The 15,876-nt window shown below is 47.9% G+C and carries 17 protein-coding genes; 11 read left to right on the forward strand and 6 right to left on the reverse strand.

Annotation, left to right across the window (positions count from 1 at the left end; genetic code table 11):
• The first annotated feature begins 10 nt into the window (after window positions 1-10).
• Window positions 11-673 carry a potassium channel family protein gene (locus E1757_RS10430; protein WP_133227446.1) on the forward strand — a complete coding sequence of 221 codons (663 nt, stop codon included), beginning with the start codon at window positions 11-13 and terminating at the stop codon, window positions 671-673.
• Between the two features lie 49 nt (window positions 674-722).
• Entirely contained in the window at window positions 723-1,967 is a 1,245-nt protein-coding gene (locus E1757_RS10435) for a cation:proton antiporter (RefSeq protein WP_133227448.1), read from the forward strand.
• On the opposite strand, the gene E1757_RS10440 is transcribed toward E1757_RS10435, so the two are convergent.
• Window positions 1,964-2,878 (reverse strand): LysR family transcriptional regulator, encoded by a 915-nt coding sequence (locus E1757_RS10440; protein WP_133227558.1) that lies wholly within the window; start codon window positions 2,876-2,878, stop codon window positions 1,964-1,966. The genes E1757_RS10435 and E1757_RS10440 overlap by 4 nt on opposite strands.
• 369 nt (window positions 2,879-3,247) lie before the next feature.
• Between E1757_RS10440 and E1757_RS10445 the strand changes: the two genes are divergently transcribed.
• From E1757_RS10445 to sdhB, 3 genes are read left to right on the forward strand one after another with little or no spacing between them, the layout of a single operon-like run.
• Window positions 3,248-3,904: a succinate dehydrogenase cytochrome b558 subunit gene (locus E1757_RS10445; RefSeq protein WP_133227450.1), complete on the forward strand. Its 657-nt coding sequence runs from the start codon at window positions 3,248-3,250 to the stop codon at window positions 3,902-3,904.
• A 16-nt stretch (window positions 3,905-3,920) separates the two neighbouring features.
• A complete protein-coding gene (gene sdhA, locus E1757_RS10450; RefSeq protein WP_133227452.1) occupies window positions 3,921-5,678 on the forward strand; it encodes a succinate dehydrogenase flavoprotein subunit in 1,758 nt (585 codons plus the stop codon).
• 2 nt (window positions 5,679-5,680) lie between these two features.
• A complete protein-coding gene (gene sdhB, locus E1757_RS10455; protein WP_133227454.1) occupies window positions 5,681-6,445 on the forward strand; it encodes a succinate dehydrogenase iron-sulfur subunit in 765 nt (254 codons plus the stop codon).
• Between the two features lie 227 nt (window positions 6,446-6,672).
• Here sdhB and E1757_RS10460 read toward each other — a convergent pair whose 3' ends face one another.
• From E1757_RS10460 to E1757_RS37175, 5 genes are all read right to left on the reverse strand, one after another.
• Entirely contained in the window at window positions 6,673-7,644 is a 972-nt protein-coding gene (locus E1757_RS10460; protein ID WP_133227456.1) for a cation diffusion facilitator family transporter, read from the reverse strand.
• A gap of 472 nt (window positions 7,645-8,116) precedes the next feature.
• On the reverse strand, window positions 8,117-8,359 hold the full coding sequence (locus E1757_RS10465) for a hypothetical protein (RefSeq protein ID WP_133227458.1): 243 nt from the start codon (window positions 8,357-8,359) through the stop codon (window positions 8,117-8,119).
• A gap of 597 nt (window positions 8,360-8,956) precedes the next feature.
• Window positions 8,957-9,451, reverse strand: a complete 495-nt coding sequence (locus E1757_RS10470) for a VOC family protein (RefSeq protein WP_133227460.1) — start codon at window positions 9,449-9,451, stop codon at window positions 8,957-8,959.
• 97 nt (window positions 9,452-9,548) lie between these two features.
• Window positions 9,549-9,884, reverse strand: a complete 336-nt coding sequence (locus E1757_RS10475) for a hypothetical protein (RefSeq protein ID WP_133227462.1) — start codon at window positions 9,882-9,884, stop codon at window positions 9,549-9,551.
• A gap of 45 nt (window positions 9,885-9,929) precedes the next feature.
• Window positions 9,930-10,067 carry a transposase gene (locus E1757_RS37175; protein ID WP_425464833.1) on the reverse strand — a complete coding sequence of 46 codons (138 nt, stop codon included), beginning with the start codon at window positions 10,065-10,067 and terminating at the stop codon, window positions 9,930-9,932.
• A 129-nt stretch (window positions 10,068-10,196) separates the two neighbouring features.
• Here E1757_RS37175 and E1757_RS37180 point away from each other — a divergent pair, with 129 nt between their 5' ends.
• The 6 genes from E1757_RS37180 to E1757_RS10515 all read left to right on the forward strand — a co-directional run.
• Entirely contained in the window at window positions 10,197-10,367 is a 171-nt protein-coding gene (locus tag E1757_RS37180; protein ID WP_133227560.1) for a hypothetical protein, read from the forward strand.
• A gap of 340 nt (window positions 10,368-10,707) precedes the next feature.
• A complete protein-coding gene (locus tag E1757_RS10490; protein WP_133227464.1) occupies window positions 10,708-11,865 on the forward strand; it encodes a KamA family radical SAM protein in 1,158 nt (385 codons plus the stop codon).
• Window positions 11,866-11,894: 29 nt separating this feature from the next.
• A complete protein-coding gene (locus E1757_RS36425) occupies window positions 11,895-13,061 on the forward strand; it encodes a YheC/YheD family endospore coat-associated protein (RefSeq protein WP_133227466.1) in 1,167 nt (388 codons plus the stop codon).
• 171 nt (window positions 13,062-13,232) lie between these two features.
• The gene (locus E1757_RS10505) at window positions 13,233-13,946 is read left to right on the forward strand and encodes a YheC/YheD family protein (protein WP_281282490.1); all 714 of its coding nucleotides are present in this window, start codon (window positions 13,233-13,235) and stop codon (window positions 13,944-13,946) included.
• A gap of 4 nt (window positions 13,947-13,950) precedes the next feature.
• Window positions 13,951-14,706 carry a YheC/YheD family protein gene (locus E1757_RS10510; RefSeq protein ID WP_133227470.1) on the forward strand — a complete coding sequence of 252 codons (756 nt, stop codon included), beginning with the start codon at window positions 13,951-13,953 and terminating at the stop codon, window positions 14,704-14,706.
• 583 nt (window positions 14,707-15,289) lie between these two features.
• Window positions 15,290-15,876 (forward strand): transposase (locus E1757_RS10515; RefSeq protein WP_133227472.1); only part of this gene is annotated, 587 nt, incomplete at its 3' end.

A 15,876-nucleotide genomic window follows, 5' to 3' on the forward strand; every position in this document is an offset into this window, starting at 1 on the left:
AACGTTCACTATGAAACGCAGTCAGTACGCGGTAATCGGTTTGGGGAGATTCGGCTCGAGCCTGGCAAAAGAATTGATTCAATTAGGGTATGAGGTGCTTGGGATCGACAAGTCCGAAGAAGCGGTCGATGAAATGAGCGAAGTGTTGACGCATGTCGTGGCGGCGGACGCAACGGACGAGGAGGTGCTTCGGTCGCTCGGCATCCGCAATATTGATTGCGCGATCGTTGCTATCGGCGACGATATCCAATCAAGTATTTTGGCCGCCATTCTGCTCAAGGATCTCGGCGTGAAGCAGGTTGTGGCGAAGGCGCTGTCCGAGCTGCACGGCAAGGTGCTGCAGAAGCTTGGCGTCGACCGGGTCATATTCCCGGAGCGGGACATGGGCATCCGCGTGGCGCATCAGCTGGTGTCGCCGAATTTGCTGGACTATATCGAGCTGTCGGATGAGTATACGATCGCCGAGCTTTCGGTGCCGAAGCGGCTGTCCGGCCGCACGCTTAAGGAGTTGGACCCGCGCGCGAAATTCGGCTGCAGCGTCGTAGCGATCAATAAGCGAACAAGCGTCATTATTGCGCCAACGGCTGCGGATACGCTGGATGAGAGGGATATTATGGTCGTGATCGGCACGAATCAGCAAATCGAATCTTTCGAAAATGAAGTAAGCCGGTAATCCTTCAGCCTAAACCAGATGCGCGTCTTGTGATGAATGGAGTGTATGTATGCACAACGAAGTCGGCGAAATGATTCATCACGTCCTGTTCTTATTAATCTTTATACTTGGCATGGGCATGCTCTTCGGAAGACTGGCAGGGTGGCTCAAGCTGCCGGATGTCGCGCTCTTTTTAGTCGCTGGGATGATTATCGGCCAAGGTCTCCATCTCGTCACGGAAACAAGCAGTTCGTTTACGAATCAATTCATCCTTACTTTAGGCTCTGCGCTCATTCTGTTTGACGGAGGGCGGAATATTCGGCTGTCCGGGCTCAAGAAGGTGTGGCTGACCGTTACGCTGCTCAGCGTTCCCGGCGTATTGATTACATGCGCGGTCGTCGCTTTTGCGGCGCATTGGCTGCTCGGACTGCCGATGATGTATGCGGTGCTGCTGGGCGCGATTATTTCCTCGACTGATCCGGCGACTCTGATCCCGGTATTCAAGCAGATCAAAATCCGCACGAAGGTCAGGGAAACGGTAGAGAGCGAATCGGCGTTCAATGATGCCACAGGCTCGATTCTGACGTTTTCGGTGCTGGCGGTCATTATGGGCGGACAGGCCGTCACGCTGTCATCGGGCATCATGGATTTCGTCAAAACGGCCTTTGGCGGCATATTGGTCGGGGCCGTGGTCGGCCTCGCGCTTGCCTTTATATCCGGGCATTTAAAGCTGGGCTGGCTGCGCGACTACGCGACAATCGCGCTCGTCGTTACGGCGGTCGGCGCTTACTGGGTCGGCGATAGCGTGGGGGTCAGCGGATTTATGGCGACATTTACAGCCGGGCTGATCTGGGGCAATATGGATTTGTTTAAGCTGCATTTGGAAGACAAGCATCACGAGATAAGCCATTTCACCGAAAATATAACGGTCATTATGCGGATGCTTATTTTTATTTTATTAGGCAGCCAGGTTAATTTCCGGGTCATTCTCGCCAACTTCTGGCCGAGTCTTGCGGTGATCCTTATTTTTATGCTGATCGCGCGCCCGCTGACCGTGCTGGCATCGACGCTTCCCGACCGGAAAGCGGACTGGAAACGCAACGAAATCGCGTTCATGTTCTGGGTCCGCGAAACGGGCGTCATTCCGGCGGCGCTGTCCGGCATGGTGGCCGGACTTGGCGTCAAATATGCGGATGTGATCGCATCCGTAACATTTCTCGCGGTACTGCTGACGATTTTGCTGCAGGCCGGGACAACCGCCTATGTTGCGCGCAGGCTCGGAATCGAGGCGGACGCCGGCGAAGATTCAGGCTAAATCTGCTGATTCCGCTGCGCCTGCGGGTTGAAATAATCTTTCGCCTTTTCGATGAACTGCTGCGCCGACGGATGATGGACGGCCTCCTCTGTAAACAACAGAGAGGTCGTTCTTGTCGTTTGTTCCAGCGCCGGGATAAAACGGATGACGAGATCGTTTTCTTCTATTAAATGGCGGCGCAAATACGACTCCGGCAGCAAGGTGGCCGTTTTGCAGGTGGATACGAGACGGATGATCGCTTCGAACGAATCGATCTCCATCCGGATATCCGGGTGGAGCGCATGCCGGTGAAACAGCTCATCCATCAAGATGCGGTACCAGGTGCCGCGGGAAAACATAATCATCGGCAGCTCGTGAAGGTCGCTTATATCTATGGAAGCTTTGTCGACGAACGGGTGGCCGACCGGCAGCACAAGGCAAAGATGATCGTCGAACAGCGGGATGCACTGCAGGCCGGGATGCTCGATCTTCGATGCGACGAGCCCGATATCGACCTTCCGCTCTTTAACGAGCGATACGATTTCATGCGTTTTTCCCGTGATGGCTTTAATGTCCGTATTCGGATAATCCTTAGTATAGATCGTGATCAGATCGGGCAGCGTGGATTGCAGTGTGGTCAAGCTTGCGCCGATAATGATGCTGGACGGCTTGGCTGCGGACTTGAACGCCTCCAGCGACAGCTGCAGCTTACGCTCCAGATGACGCTGCTCCAGGGCGTGCTCGTAGCAGACCTGGCCCGCGCGGGTCAGCTCCAGCCGCTTGCCCTTGCGCCGGAACAGCTCGACGCCGAGCTCCTCCTCAAGCCGCATAATTTTGCGGGAAAGCGCAGGCTGGGAAATGTTCAGCGTCTGCGAAGCCTTGTTCAAGCTTTCCATTTCGACGACGACGGCGAATATATCGATATTTTCAATCAACAGGTTTACCTTCCTTCGAAAAGGTGATGATAGTAACGGGCGATTCAGCTCTTGAACGGGACTATCGATGAACCGTGAAAACAGCCATTGGAGATGACTCGGTCTCTGCATATGCTCTACGCGCATAAGCGATTATAAATAATAAGCACTTCCATTATAAGCGATAAAGGAGTAGTATGTATATGTCACGCTTCGTTCACATTTCTTTGCTGCATACTGCATAAAAGATTGTCGATCCATGGAAAATAGGCGTAGCGATTTTATTGACGCTTGTTTGCTGCGGGGGTACAATGAAACATGGTTTGTTAACGTGTGAACCGGCCATTTTAACGTTACACCAATTATTTAAGGGGGGAAAGGAATTCAATGTTTCGTAACTCGTATTTTTCACGCAAGCTGCATTCATTGCTTGGGGTGATACCGGTCGGCTTCTTTCTGGTCGAGCATCTGCTGACGAACTACAAAGCGTTCCAGGGCGGTCATACCGCGTTTTTGGAAGGCGTGCAGTGGCTCCACGAGCTGCCTCTCGTTTTGGCTCTCGAAATCTTCGGAATTTGGCTGCCGCTTCTTTATCATGCCGTTTACGGCTTGTACGTCGCTTACACGGCGCGGAACAACGTGTCGAATTACGGCTATTTCCGCAACCAGATGTTTTTCCTGCAGCGGGTAACCGGCGTAATCACATTCTTGTTCGTTGCCTGGCATTTCTTCGAAACGCGCTTCCAGATTACATTGGGCAACGTTGCGCAGGAAGCGATCGGCACGCAAATGCATGCCATTGCCTCGAGTCCTGTCAGCTTCGTTCTGTACTGTATCGGGATCGTCTCCGCCGTCTTCCATTTCAGCAACGGGATGTGGTCTTTCCTGGTCAGCTGGGGGATTACCGTCGGTCCAAGAGCGCAGCGCGTATCCACTTATGTCTGGATGGGCGTTTTTGTAGTGATGTCCGTCATGTTTATTTTGTCATTGACAGCATTTGTCGACCCGCAGTTCCAAAATGTGCCTAAAGTGGCCCAAGGTTAAGGAGGAGTGAACAACTATGGCTAATTCAAAAGTAATCGTGGTCGGCGGAGGCCTGGCAGGCTTAATGGCTGTCATCAAAGCCGCGGAAGCCGGGGTTCACGTCAACCTGTTTTCCTTGGTTCCTGTTAAACGCTCTCACTCCGTTTGTGCCCAGGGGGGAATTAACGGAGCGGTTAATACAAAAGGGGAAGGCGATTCCACATGGGAGCACTTTGACGATACCGTGTACGGCGGCGACTTCCTGGCGAATCAACCTCCGGTTAAAGCGATGTGCGACGCGGCGCCGGGCATTATCCACCTGATGGACCGGATGGGCGTTATGTTCAACCGTACGCCGGAAGGTCTGCTCGATTTCCGCCGTTTCGGAGGGACGCAGTATCACCGTACAGCATTCGCCGGCGCGACGACCGGCCAACAGCTGCTGTACGCGTTGGATGAGCAGGTACGCCGCTTTGAAACCGCCGGACTTGTAACCAAGTACGAGCATTACGAATTCCTCGGCGCCGTGCTTGACGACGACGGCGTATGCCGCGGCGTGTCCGCGCAGGATCTTCGTTCGATGGAAGTGCAGACGTTTGCAGCGGATGCCGTTATTTTGGCGACGGGCGGTCCCGGAATTATTTTCGGCAAAACGACGAATTCGGTTATTAACACAGGCACGGCCGCGAGCGCAGTTTACCAGCAGGGCGTCAACTACGCGAACGGCGAAATGATCCAGATTCACCCGACGGCGATTCCCGGCGACGACAAGCTGCGTCTGATGTCCGAGTCGGCGCGCGGCGAGGGCGGCCGGATCTGGACATACAAGGACGGCAAGCCTTGGTACTTCCTTGAAGAAAAGTATCCGGCTTACGGAAATCTGGTGCCCCGCGATATCGCGACACGTGAAATTTTTGCGGTGTGCGTTGACGAGAAGCTCGGCATCAACGGCGAGAACATGGTTTACCTTGACCTGTCCCATAAAGATCCGAAGGAACTGGACGTCAAGCTGGGCGGCATTATCGAAATCTATGAGAAGTTCATGGGCGACGATCCGCGTAAAATTCCGATGAAAATTTTCCCGGCCGTTCACTATTCGATGGGCGGTATGTGGGTCGACTTTAATCAAATGACGAATATTCCAGGTTTGTTCGCCTGTGGCGAGTGCGAGTATCAATATCACGGCGCCAACCGTCTCGGCGCAAACTCGCTGTTGTCCGCGATCTACGGGGGTATGGTGACCGGTCCGAAAGCGATCGAGTACATCAAAGGCTTGTCCAAGCATACGGAAGATATTTCGTCCACCGTCTTCGACCGCGAGAAGAAAAAACAAACGGATAAATATGAAGGCTTGCTGAACATGGACGGCCAGGAAAATGCGTACGTGCTTCACAAGGAGCTTGGCGAATGGATGACCAACAATATGACGGTCGTTCGTTACAACAAGAAGCTGGAAGAGACGATCGATAAAATCAACGAGCTAAAGCAGCGTTACCGCAACATCAGCATGACCGATACGGCCCGCTGGAACAACCAGGGCGTGGCGTTTACCCGTCAGCTGTGGAATATGCTGGAGCTGGCCCATGTGATGACGAAAGGCGCACTGCTTCGCGATGAGAGCCGGGGCGCGCATTACAAGCCGGAATTCCCAGAACGCGATGATGATAACTTCTTGAAAACGACGAAAGCCACATGGACCCCGGAAGGACCGACGATTGAGTGGGAAGAAGTGGACGTATCGCTGATCAAGCCGCGTAAACGCGACTATTCGACGGATAAGAAGGGAGGACATTAATCATGGCTGAAACGACGACTGCCGGCAAAAAAGTCAAATTTATCGTGACCCGTCAAGATTCGCCTGAAAGCAAGCCGTATACGGAGGAATTTGAAGTTCCATACCGCCCGAATATGAACGTCATCAGCGCGTTGATGGAAGTGCAGCGCAACCCGACCAATGCGCAGGGCAATAAAACAACGCCGGTATGCTGGGAATCGAACTGTCTGGAGGAAGTATGCGGAGCCTGTTCGATGGTCATCAACGGCAAACCGCGTCAAGCCTGTTCCGCCCTGGTCGATAAGCTGGAGCAGCCGGTACGCATTGCGCCGATGAATACGTTCCCGGTCGTTCGCGACCTCGTTATTAACCGCGAGCGGATGTTCTCCGCATTGAAGCGGGTAAAAGCCTGGATACCGATCGACGGTACGTATGACCTCGGTCCCGGACCGCGGATGGCGGAATCGAAGCGCCAATGGGCTTACGAGCTGTCCAAGTGCATGACCTGCGGCGTATGTCTGGAATCATGTCCGAACGTCAACGACAAAACGACCTTTATCGGACCTGCCGCGATCTCGCAGGTGCGTCTGTTCAACGCTCATCCAACGGGCGAAATGAACGCGGAGGAACGTCTGGACGCCTTGATGGAGGACGGCGGCATCGAAGGCTGCGGCAACTCGCAGAACTGCGTACGCTCATGTCCGAAGGGCATTCCGTTGACGACCTCGATCGCTGCAATGAACAAAGACACGACGAAGCATTTGTTCAAGAAATGGCTCGGCATGTAGCCGACAGCCTGCTTCAGGCTCGAATGGACTTGGTCGTCCATTCGGGCTTTTTTAGTCGCGCTACCCGACATACGCGCTCGTTCTCGAAGGACGTCAAAACCGATTAATTTTGAGCATGGAAATGAGCTTGGGTAGGGATGGCTTGCTATAGGCGCCATAACAAAAAGCCCCCGTCTCTGCGGAGCGATCGGGCGGGCCGCGGAGAGGGAGCTTTTACTACTTTCAGATTATGTTGTGATCGGTAAGTCGTGCAAGCTTTTTTCTTCCTCTTTATGGCGAAGAAACTCTTTACCGTAATCGCCGTGAGGATGAATGTTGGCATGCTCCATCTGAATGGTGGAATGCTCGATGCCGTATTTTTCTTTCAGTGTCTCATTAATGGCGAGAATGATGCAGAACGGTTGAATTTTATCGTCAATGAAAACATGGGCGGTTAACGAATAGTGATCCGATGAGATGGCCCACAGATGCATTTCATGGACGTCCTCAACGCCCTCCACTTCGGCTATCGCATGGCGCACATCGTCCAAATCGAAGCGCGAAGGTACGGATTCCATCAGGATGAGGTACGATTCCTTAATAATTTTCCAGCCGCCGGTAAAAATAATCGCACCGATCACCATACTGATCAACGGATCGAACCACTGCAAGCCTGTAAAATAGATGAGTACCGCGGACACGATAACTCCGACGGAGCTTAACAGATCGCCGATGAAATGCCAGAGTGCGCTCTGCACATTCAAATTTTGTTCTTCCTTCATGCTGCGGCTGAGTACCAGCGTCAGCACCACGTTGACGATCAGTCCGATCGAGGCAATGATCAGCATCAGCTTGAAGTCAATCTGCTCGGGACGAATGAAACGGCGAATGCCTTCTATAAAGATTCCGATAGCGATAATCGCCAACGCCAGACCGTTCAGAAATGAAGCGACGATTTCAAAACGCAAATAGCCAAACGTAAACCGTGCGTTGGGCGGCCGTGTAGCCAAGTAAATGGCAATCATGCTCAGCCCGAGCGCAAGCACGTCCGATATCATATGAGCGGAGTCCGACAATAGAGCCAGCGAATTGGAAAGCAGCCCTCCGATAATTTCAACGATAGTAAAAAATAAGGTCAGCAGCAGCGTAATCCACAAGGTTTTCTTGGATTTCGATTGTTCTTTCACATGATGCAAATGATGATAGTCATATTCCTCCATAGCCTTTCACCCCCGTAACGAAATTCTGTTCTGCTATGGATTATACGTCAAGGTCTGAATTTTGGCAAATACTTTAATTGATAGCGATTTTCAGTCATTTGAGAGTGTTTATCAATGGTTTGATAAGTTTTATCAGTGATATGAGAGTTTTTCTCAATGATTCGATCATTTTCGAATTCGAAGCGATATTGCTGCATGCAATTTAACGCTTTCAATTTTGTTACATAAATGAAATATTTCTGTTATCGTTTTAACATGTAAGAGGAGTATTATAATAAACAAGACCCCCTTTTTAATATAAACTCTTGCAGGCCCGCCCCGTTGGCGGGTCTCTTTTTTTGTAGACATGGCAAATAGCCCTAACAAAGCAAGGTTTTGCGGGGTGTAGAAGTAATAGTATGGGGATGTTTTAGAGAAATTGGAAGGATATTGGAAGGAAACTTGTGTAATCGACGTCTCCAAGTGAGTGAGATTATTTATATTCGGGTTCTGGTTCTGTTTGAACGTCCTTATCATCGAGATAGCCTTTCCAATGCTTTATAACAAAATCTTTATCTTCGTAATCATCACCTGCCGCGGCTTTTTCCTTTAGCATGTTTTGCCTTCTAATCTCAAGTTGCTTCACTACAAAATCAGAAATGGATATCGAACGATTTCCAGCGTTTGTTTTGGTACCAGCTTGTAGTTGGTTTTTAACGATTATTTCTTTGTTCATTACAGATTATGTTGAATTAGCATTCACCTTATTACGTTAAATGACTTGAATTATTAAGGCTTTTAGGAAAAATAATATAGATATGGAGATAGATAATGACGTTGCTGTCATTCGACCCTACTACGACCCAATTGATTACGAGCGTGTAAATGATACTTTTATATATTCTAGCCATAGACTATTTTATTGGGCCAAGAGCCTTCACATAATATATACTTCCAAAACCGGATGGATTGAGGTTAATAACAAGTGGTGTTATATTCCATTAGCAGGAACTGATTTTTTCGTAATTGACAAAACAAAACTGCACTAGGGTAACTAACCTGTATAGACTTCAATATTGGAAATGAAAGGGCGATATGACGGTCGGGTGTCGTTTGTAACAACATAGACACCTTGGACAGTACCCAATTTTGGACAGACTTATCCCGTTGGTGATTCATTTCTTTTTTAGGCTCTGTTATCCTTGATTGTTGATTCCTAGCCAAAAGAAAAACCGCCCTATCAATCATAAGGCGGTAAATTCTGAACTAACGTTTTCCGTTATCAATGACTCGTGGTACGGTCTTCCCCCAGTCTGTAACGGCAAAGTGCACTTTATCCCTCATACGCTTGCATCAAAGTTTTTATGTCAATTTTACTCTTCGTTTGGAGCAATGCTTTCATAACTCTTTCTGATTTTTCTGGATCTGGGTCGCTTACCATCTCGGTTAGAGTGGAAGGAATAATTTGCCACGACACGCCATACTTATCTTTTAGCCAACCGCAGTTTTGAGCCTTTTCATCTCCGCCTTCGGAGAGTTTTTCCCAAAAATAGTCCAATTCATCTTGATCTTCACAGTTCACGATAAATGATATTGCCTCTGTGAATTTGAAATACGGACCGCCATTTAAGGCTACGAATTGTTGCCCGTCCAGTTGAAATCCCACAGTCATTACGGTTCCTTCTGGTATCCCGTGATTATTTTTGCCATGGTGAGTGATTCTTCCTATCTTCGAATTTTTAAAAATAGAAGTGTACAGCTCTGCCGCCTGTTCGGCTTGTGTATCGAACCACAAGTTTGGCGTGATTTTTTGGATTTTGTTATTCATATTTTTTTCCTCCTTAATATTCAAGCGTTTAAGTAGGTTTATACACAATACAGATTAGCATAAAAAATGAGCCATGGTTTCTTTCAAATTGCTATGTTTAAAAAGTTACAGATGTAAAAATTAAGCATATCACAAATAAACTAATCTGCCCGTTAACGGAACGAGGCCACCGATTGTATTCCTGCGGCAGTTGAGAGCTATTTGATGCTAACTCCGCACATTCGCAAAATATACACCATGCTCCATCCACTTTGTGCTCAAATTCAGCTGGCGTTGAATATTGAATAGAGGAATGAGCGCGCTCGTTGTTCTTCTGAGCTTCCTCACGGGTCATGTCCGTCACCCACTTCTCATTCGGTTTATTAGCTGTAAACTCTTGATTTAACACGTTGTCATGAACGGGAAGGTCATGTTTCGAGTTCGTTGTCGCCATAACATCTTCTCCAGTCGGTACTCGAAGCGGTATTCATGGATAAATTCATATTTTACCGACGTCTTTTGCGAAGAAATGCATGGCCATTTTTAAGATCTCGTTCTTGATCCAGCCGTATAGCGTATTGTCGTTAATCTTTAGCTCGCGGGCTACCTCCGCCACCGGCTTTCCGCTTTCCTTGATATACTACACCGTCTTTTTCTTGTACGCTTCGTCATAGAGTGGTTTTTCATTTTGACACAGTTCTCCGAATTAAGTCATTCCATCAGTTTAATCCGTGTCTACTATTTAGTCTAGCATCACTACTTCGGTATAGGAAACGTAAAGAAGAAGTTTCAACGACTAGATGAATGGACTCGCGTGAGGGTACGAGCTTTTATGCGCAAAAAGAAATCTACGGTTTCTAATTCGCTGATACCCAATATAGTATTGGAATCGTCAGGAACGGTATTTCTAACAAATCTACTCACCACACGTTCCTAATTCAGGAGTGAAATAAGCAATCCGGCGACGGATGAAGAGAACTCACTCCTGAAGATGGGGAACTGACGAAGGAAAGCCGTGTGCGGGAAGCCCGCATACACGGTTTGACGGGGAGTCCGAGGGAGTAATCCCTCGTCTTACCCTACTGGGTTATGAACACGACTGTATACTAAAAACCACTCTATTAGCGGATTCTGGATTGCGGATTTATTGGCAAAATCCGCTTTCAACCAACACCTTAAAGAAATAACTGCATTTACTGAAATTAAATTCTGCAGAAAGGAGCAACGGTTTTAGATTCCCAGTAACATTTTGGCGGCGAAAGGAGTCTCATTGGAAAATGCCAGTAAAATACATCACGAATGTGGACGAAATACCCGGTTTAACAGAGGATGAGCGCGTGTCTTACAAGAAAGTGACCGATAAATTTGTTTTTCGACTGAACGATTATTATTTGCGACTGATTGATTGGACAAATCCTCATGACCCTATTAGAAAACTTATCATCCCGAGTTTGAATGAGCTTCAGGAATACGGCCGATGGGACGCTTCCGATGAAGATACCAACTATGTCGTGAAGGGATGTCAGCATAAATACCAAACGACAGCGCTGCTGATCGTATCAGAGGTATGCGGAGCGTACTGTCGCTTCTGCTTTCGCAAGCGATTGTTCCGGGTGGACGTAAAAGAGGCTATGCCGGACGTACAGGATGGGCTCGACTATATCGCGAGAACGCCCGAAATCAATAACGTCCTGCTTACGGGTGGGGACCCGTTAATCCTGAATACGAACAAACTTCGCAATCTTATAGAAGCACTGAGAGCTATAGATCATGTTAAAATTATTAGAATCGGTTCGAAGATGCCCGTGTTCAATCCGATGCGAATCTATGAGGATCAGGAGCTTCTCGATCTGATTCGGACACACTCTACCGATGAGAAACGGATCTATATCATGGCACATGTCAACCACCCGCGAGAAATAACGGAGGAAACGAGAACATGCTTTAAGGCATTGCACGATGCGGGGGCGATTGTGGTTAACCAATCTCCTGTGTTGAAAGGAATCAATGACGACCCGTTAGTGCTTGGGGAGTTGCTTGATAGGCTTTCATGGGCTGGAGTTACACCCTATTACTTTTTTGTCAACAGGCCGGTTGCAGGGAACCGCGGCTTCGTGCTTACGCTGGAGGAAGTCTATCGTATCGTAGAAGAGGCCAAAGCTAGAACGTCCGGTTTAGGGAAACGAGTTAGGCTTTGTATGAGTCATACTTCAGGGAAAGTAGAGATTCTGGCCATTGAAGAAGGTAAAGCCTATTTAAAATATCACCAGTCTCGCGATGGGGAATACGGAAAGCTTATGGTTTTGGATTGTCCGAAAGAGGCCACCTGGTTTGACGAGTTACCGGGAAACGAAAAATATTGGAAGAAACCGTCGAAGAAAACGGCGGATATTGTTTCTGTCAACGAAATGCCGGATTTTCCTCAGAAGAAATAGATTATTAAACCTGCATGAGGTGAAACGAAATGGACAAAGAAGTTACGTCTCACAATCGTCCGCTTGTCGGCGTCATTTTTGGCATTAATTCAAAAACGCTAAAGGAGATGGACAGCTACCCACGATTGAAGGAGATTGCCAAAGCAAACGTGGAAGCCAAAACGACCCTTATCTTTTTTTGCAGCGAAGATGTGGATATTTCCAAAAAGAGAATTAAAGGAACTCACTATAATTTTAAGACCAACAGATGGGAGAAAAAGCAATTTCCTTTTCCCGATATCCTCTATGTCCGGGGCGGCTCAGGTAAAGAGATGGATGCTCTATTAGCGGAATTCGACCGTTTGGGGATCAAGAGGATTAATCCTATTTATGCATTCAATAAAGGTGATCTCTACGAGCTATTAGACCAGGATGAGAATGTACGCCAATATTTGCCTCCTACCAAAAATGTTCAAACGATGGCTCAAATCAGGGGAATGATCCGAGAGCATGGCATAGTGTATGTGAAGGCGCGTCGCGGAAGGAAGGGTACCCAGGTGATGCGCATTGAAAAGCTGCGTCATAACGGTTATCTGTACAGCTATTCGATTCTGGGATATTTGGTGCGCAAGAGAGTCAACACGATGGAAAACTTGCAAAAAGCGATCAAATCCTTCTTCGGGAGTCGGCCGATGATCGTACAACGGGCGATCGATCTGGTCAGAGCCAGCAACAACCGCCTCTGCGATTTTCGCGCCGAGCTCCAAAGAAACAAACAAGGAGAAATCGATATCGTTGGGGTTTGCATCCGTGTAGGCCAACAAGGCTCTCCGATCACCACGCATTCCTCTGCCTATCGATATAACAGGTATATTAAGAAAGTATTCCCACATTATACAAACGAGCAGATCGAAGAGCTAAAAGAAAATATCAATCGTTTCTTGATTGATATCTATATAGGGGTTGAGGAAGTATATGGGAGGTTTGGAGAAATCGGCATCGATTTCGGTGTAGATCGGAAGGGGAAGATCTGGCTCATTGAATGCAACGCGCAGTCGGCCAAGGTATCCATCGTGAAGGCCTATGGAGAGAAGGCTCGCATAGCGTTTCTGAACCCGCTGGAATATGCAAAAGCAATTTACGGGCAGCCTCGATTCCGATTATGCTCGACGGAGACATCGGCAATGGAAACTTCAAAAATGCCCAGAGACTCGTAAAAAACGTTCATTAACGGCGAGGCCCAGCCTCTGGAGGAAATCGATAAGAATATCCCAAAGTCCAGACGAACAGATCTCTCATCCAAAAATGAAGCCTTTTGAAGTGAAGGAGCGGTGGGAGAATTTTTTGAAAGAGGGTGCCACATGAGGCATACGGTAATCCGAAGTAAAATGAAAAAGAGTTCTCCACTCATGGACGACCCGATTATATCGCGTTATATACCGAAAACAGACTGGTTTCATACTTCGAGTCTTAGGAGAATGCTCCGAGCCTATTCTACTGTGTATATCAAGCCGGATATTGGAAGAAGAGGTAACGGAATCGTTCGAGTGACAAGGCGCAATCGCTCCGAAAGCGAGATTTCGTATAACGATAAAACGATTCGATGCTCTACTGATGATGTGCATTATGAGCTGCAGAAGATATTGAATCCTAATAAGAAATACCTGATTCAGCAGGGCATTAATTTGGCAACCTATCATGGGCGCCCATTTGATGTGCGCGTTGTCCTGCAAAAGCCTCTGCGCCGATGGCATCTTTCATGGGTCAGTGCCAAGGTTGCACCCCGGAGATCCTCTGTTGTAACCAATATTGCCAAAGGAGCCAAGGACATAAGGATTAACAGAACATTGAAAGGAATCGATCAGCCCTTAAACAGATTAGAAGTGATGAGAGAATTAATCGATGTCTCCTACCAGATTGTTCAAATACTGGGCTCACGCTTCCCTCTAAAGATCATCGGTTTAGATATGGGCATCGACAAGAAAGGAAGAGTTTGGTTTATCGAGGCAAATACCAGGCCGGACTTTAAGGGTTTAGGGAGTCTAGATCTAAAGCAGTATCGAAGATATCTCGAAGCTAAAAAATTGACCGCCAGAAGGTGAGAATATGCCAATTGAGGTACACCATGTCAAAAGTAAGCTGGCAGTTGCTTACCAGCTCAGTCACTTGCCTGAGACAGCAAGCTATATTCCCGATACGGAGCTGCTGCATAAGCGTTCATTGAATCGTATGACGCGAAAGTTTGATAAGGTTTACCTCAAGCCCGACAGGGGGAGGAAATCCAGAGGCGTCATCCGGATCGACCGAATGAACCGTGGAGAATATAAGTTAAGACAGGAGACCCGTACAAAGGTTGTCAAAGCGAATGAACTATGGCGAACCGTGGAGAGGCTTACCGGTGATACGAAATATCTTATTCAACAAGCGGTTAACAATGTGACAAGGGGAAGGGAACTGCGTCATTTTGATCTCCGATGCCATGCCTTGAGAATCAACGGCGTCTGGAAGGTCGGAGGGATTTGCGGGAGACTGGGGGAAAAGGGAAGCGTTATTACCACTTCTCATTCCGGTGGGACGCCGACCTTGCTTGAAACTCTGTTTACCCGGCATTTAAAATATACGGCACTAGAAAGAGCACGAATGGTCCGCAGATTAAACAAAGTCATTATCCATGCGGTGAGAAATGTCAGCCGAATGTATCCAGATCTCTGGGAGTTTGCCGTGGACATTGGAATTGATACCCGGAAAAGAATCTGGATCTTCGAGGTAAATATAGAACCGTTAATCCGCGGGAATTTCAAAATGCTACCCAACAAAACTTTGTATCGAAGAATTAAGCGCATGAGAAGACTGGCGAAATAATATTGCTTCTTTCCAATATGTCATTGCTACATGACTTCTCCAACGCTCGGAATGGTCGAAGGTTGAAAACCTAAGAATGAGTGAGAAAACGCGAGAAAACATTAACTTATAGTGGGAGGTGGGTTAATGAAACACATTAGCTCATTAGAAGTCGTGTATATCACGGCTTCTTTTTTGATTTAGGGAGTAAGATTATCGATAAGAAGAACCTTGACGAAGAAAAAAGAACGCCAAATTCAGAAAACATACGTCAAAAACCTAATGGGGAATTGTTGTGATTGATTATGGGAATTTTAAATATCGGCATTCTAAATGAGAGAAACAACTAGGATGTCTCAACAAGGGGAGCAGGCCGCAAGTGCTCATTTCATGAAGCGTTCCACCGCAGCATGTGCAGCTTTGCTGGCCTTCGCTTAGCGTGTACGTGAGCGTTTCCACCGGCAGTCCGGAAAGATCGGCTTCACGTTTGGAGGCCACTGAAAAAGTCCGCATCATCTATAAGAGGTACAGTCCCTCAAGAAAATTGAGCAGGCTGTGCCTCTTTTCGCTTATAATTAAAGCATCATGAAGAGCGGGTGATCGAATGATTCGGCAACAACAATCAATGGTTTTAAGTCCATATGCAGGGTTATATGACATCGTYGTGCCAAAGGACAATATGTTGCGCCAAATCAACGATCTGGTGGACTTTACTTTCATATACGATGAATTGAAAGATAAATACTGTTTAGACAACGGTCGCAATGCGATCGATCCGATCCGCATGTTCAAGTATCTCCTATTAAAAGCCATATTCGAGTTGTCTGACGTAGATATCGTCGAGCGCTCTCGGTATGACTTGTCGTTTAAATACTTTCTCGACATGGCGCCRGAGGACCCGGTCATCGATCCGAGTTCGCTGACGAAATTCCGCAAGTTGCGGTTAAAGGACATTAATCTGCTGGACATGCTCATCGGCAAGACGGTGGTCCTCGCTGTCGAAAAGGATATCTTAAAAAGCAACTCGATCATCGTAGACGCTACCCATACAAAAGCAAGGTACAACCAAAAGTCTCCGCAAGAAATCCTGCAGGATCGTGCGCGGAAGCTGCGTAAGGCCGTCTACGCGATGGATGAATCCGCGAAGGCGAAGATGCCGACAAAAAACACGACCAACGTTTTGGAAGACGA

The organism is Paenibacillus piri (genome assembly GCF_004354045.1).
Classification (GTDB): Bacteria; Bacillota; Bacilli; order Paenibacillales; family NBRC-103111; genus Paenibacillus_S; species Paenibacillus_S piri.

Excerpts from the sequence above, each read along its gene's own strand:
- E1757_RS10430 (WP_133227446.1), top strand. The coding sequence starts at position 11 with ATGAAACGCAGTCAGTACGCGGTAATCGGTTTGGGGAGATTCGGCTCG.
- E1757_RS10435 (WP_133227448.1), top strand. The coding sequence starts at position 723 with ATGCACAACGAAGTCGGCGAAATGATTCATCACGTCCTGTTCTTATTA.
- E1757_RS10445 (WP_133227450.1), top strand. The coding sequence starts at position 3,248 with ATGTTTCGTAACTCGTATTTTTCACGCAAGCTGCATTCATTGCTTGGG.
- sdhA (WP_133227452.1), top strand. The coding sequence starts at position 3,921 with ATGGCTAATTCAAAAGTAATCGTGGTCGGCGGAGGCCTGGCAGGCTTA.
- sdhB (WP_133227454.1), top strand. The coding sequence starts at position 5,681 with ATGGCTGAAACGACGACTGCCGGCAAAAAAGTCAAATTTATCGTGACC.
- E1757_RS10460 (WP_133227456.1), bottom strand. The coding sequence starts at position 7,644 with ATGGAGGAATATGACTATCATCATTTGCATCATGTGAAAGAACAATCG.
- E1757_RS10465 (WP_133227458.1), bottom strand. The coding sequence starts at position 8,359 with ATGAACAAAGAAATAATCGTTAAAAACCAACTACAAGCTGGTACCAAA.
- E1757_RS10470 (WP_133227460.1), bottom strand. The coding sequence starts at position 9,451 with ATGAATAACAAAATCCAAAAAATCACGCCAAACTTGTGGTTCGATACA.
- E1757_RS10475 (WP_133227462.1), bottom strand. The coding sequence starts at position 9,884 with ATGGCGACAACGAACTCGAAACATGACCTTCCCGTTCATGACAACGTG.
- E1757_RS10490 (WP_133227464.1), top strand. The coding sequence starts at position 10,708 with ATGCCAGTAAAATACATCACGAATGTGGACGAAATACCCGGTTTAACA.
- E1757_RS36425 (WP_133227466.1), top strand. The coding sequence starts at position 11,895 with ATGGACAAAGAAGTTACGTCTCACAATCGTCCGCTTGTCGGCGTCATT.
- E1757_RS10505 (WP_281282490.1), top strand. The coding sequence starts at position 13,233 with ATGAAAAAGAGTTCTCCACTCATGGACGACCCGATTATATCGCGTTAT.
- E1757_RS10510 (WP_133227470.1), top strand. The coding sequence starts at position 13,951 with ATGCCAATTGAGGTACACCATGTCAAAAGTAAGCTGGCAGTTGCTTAC.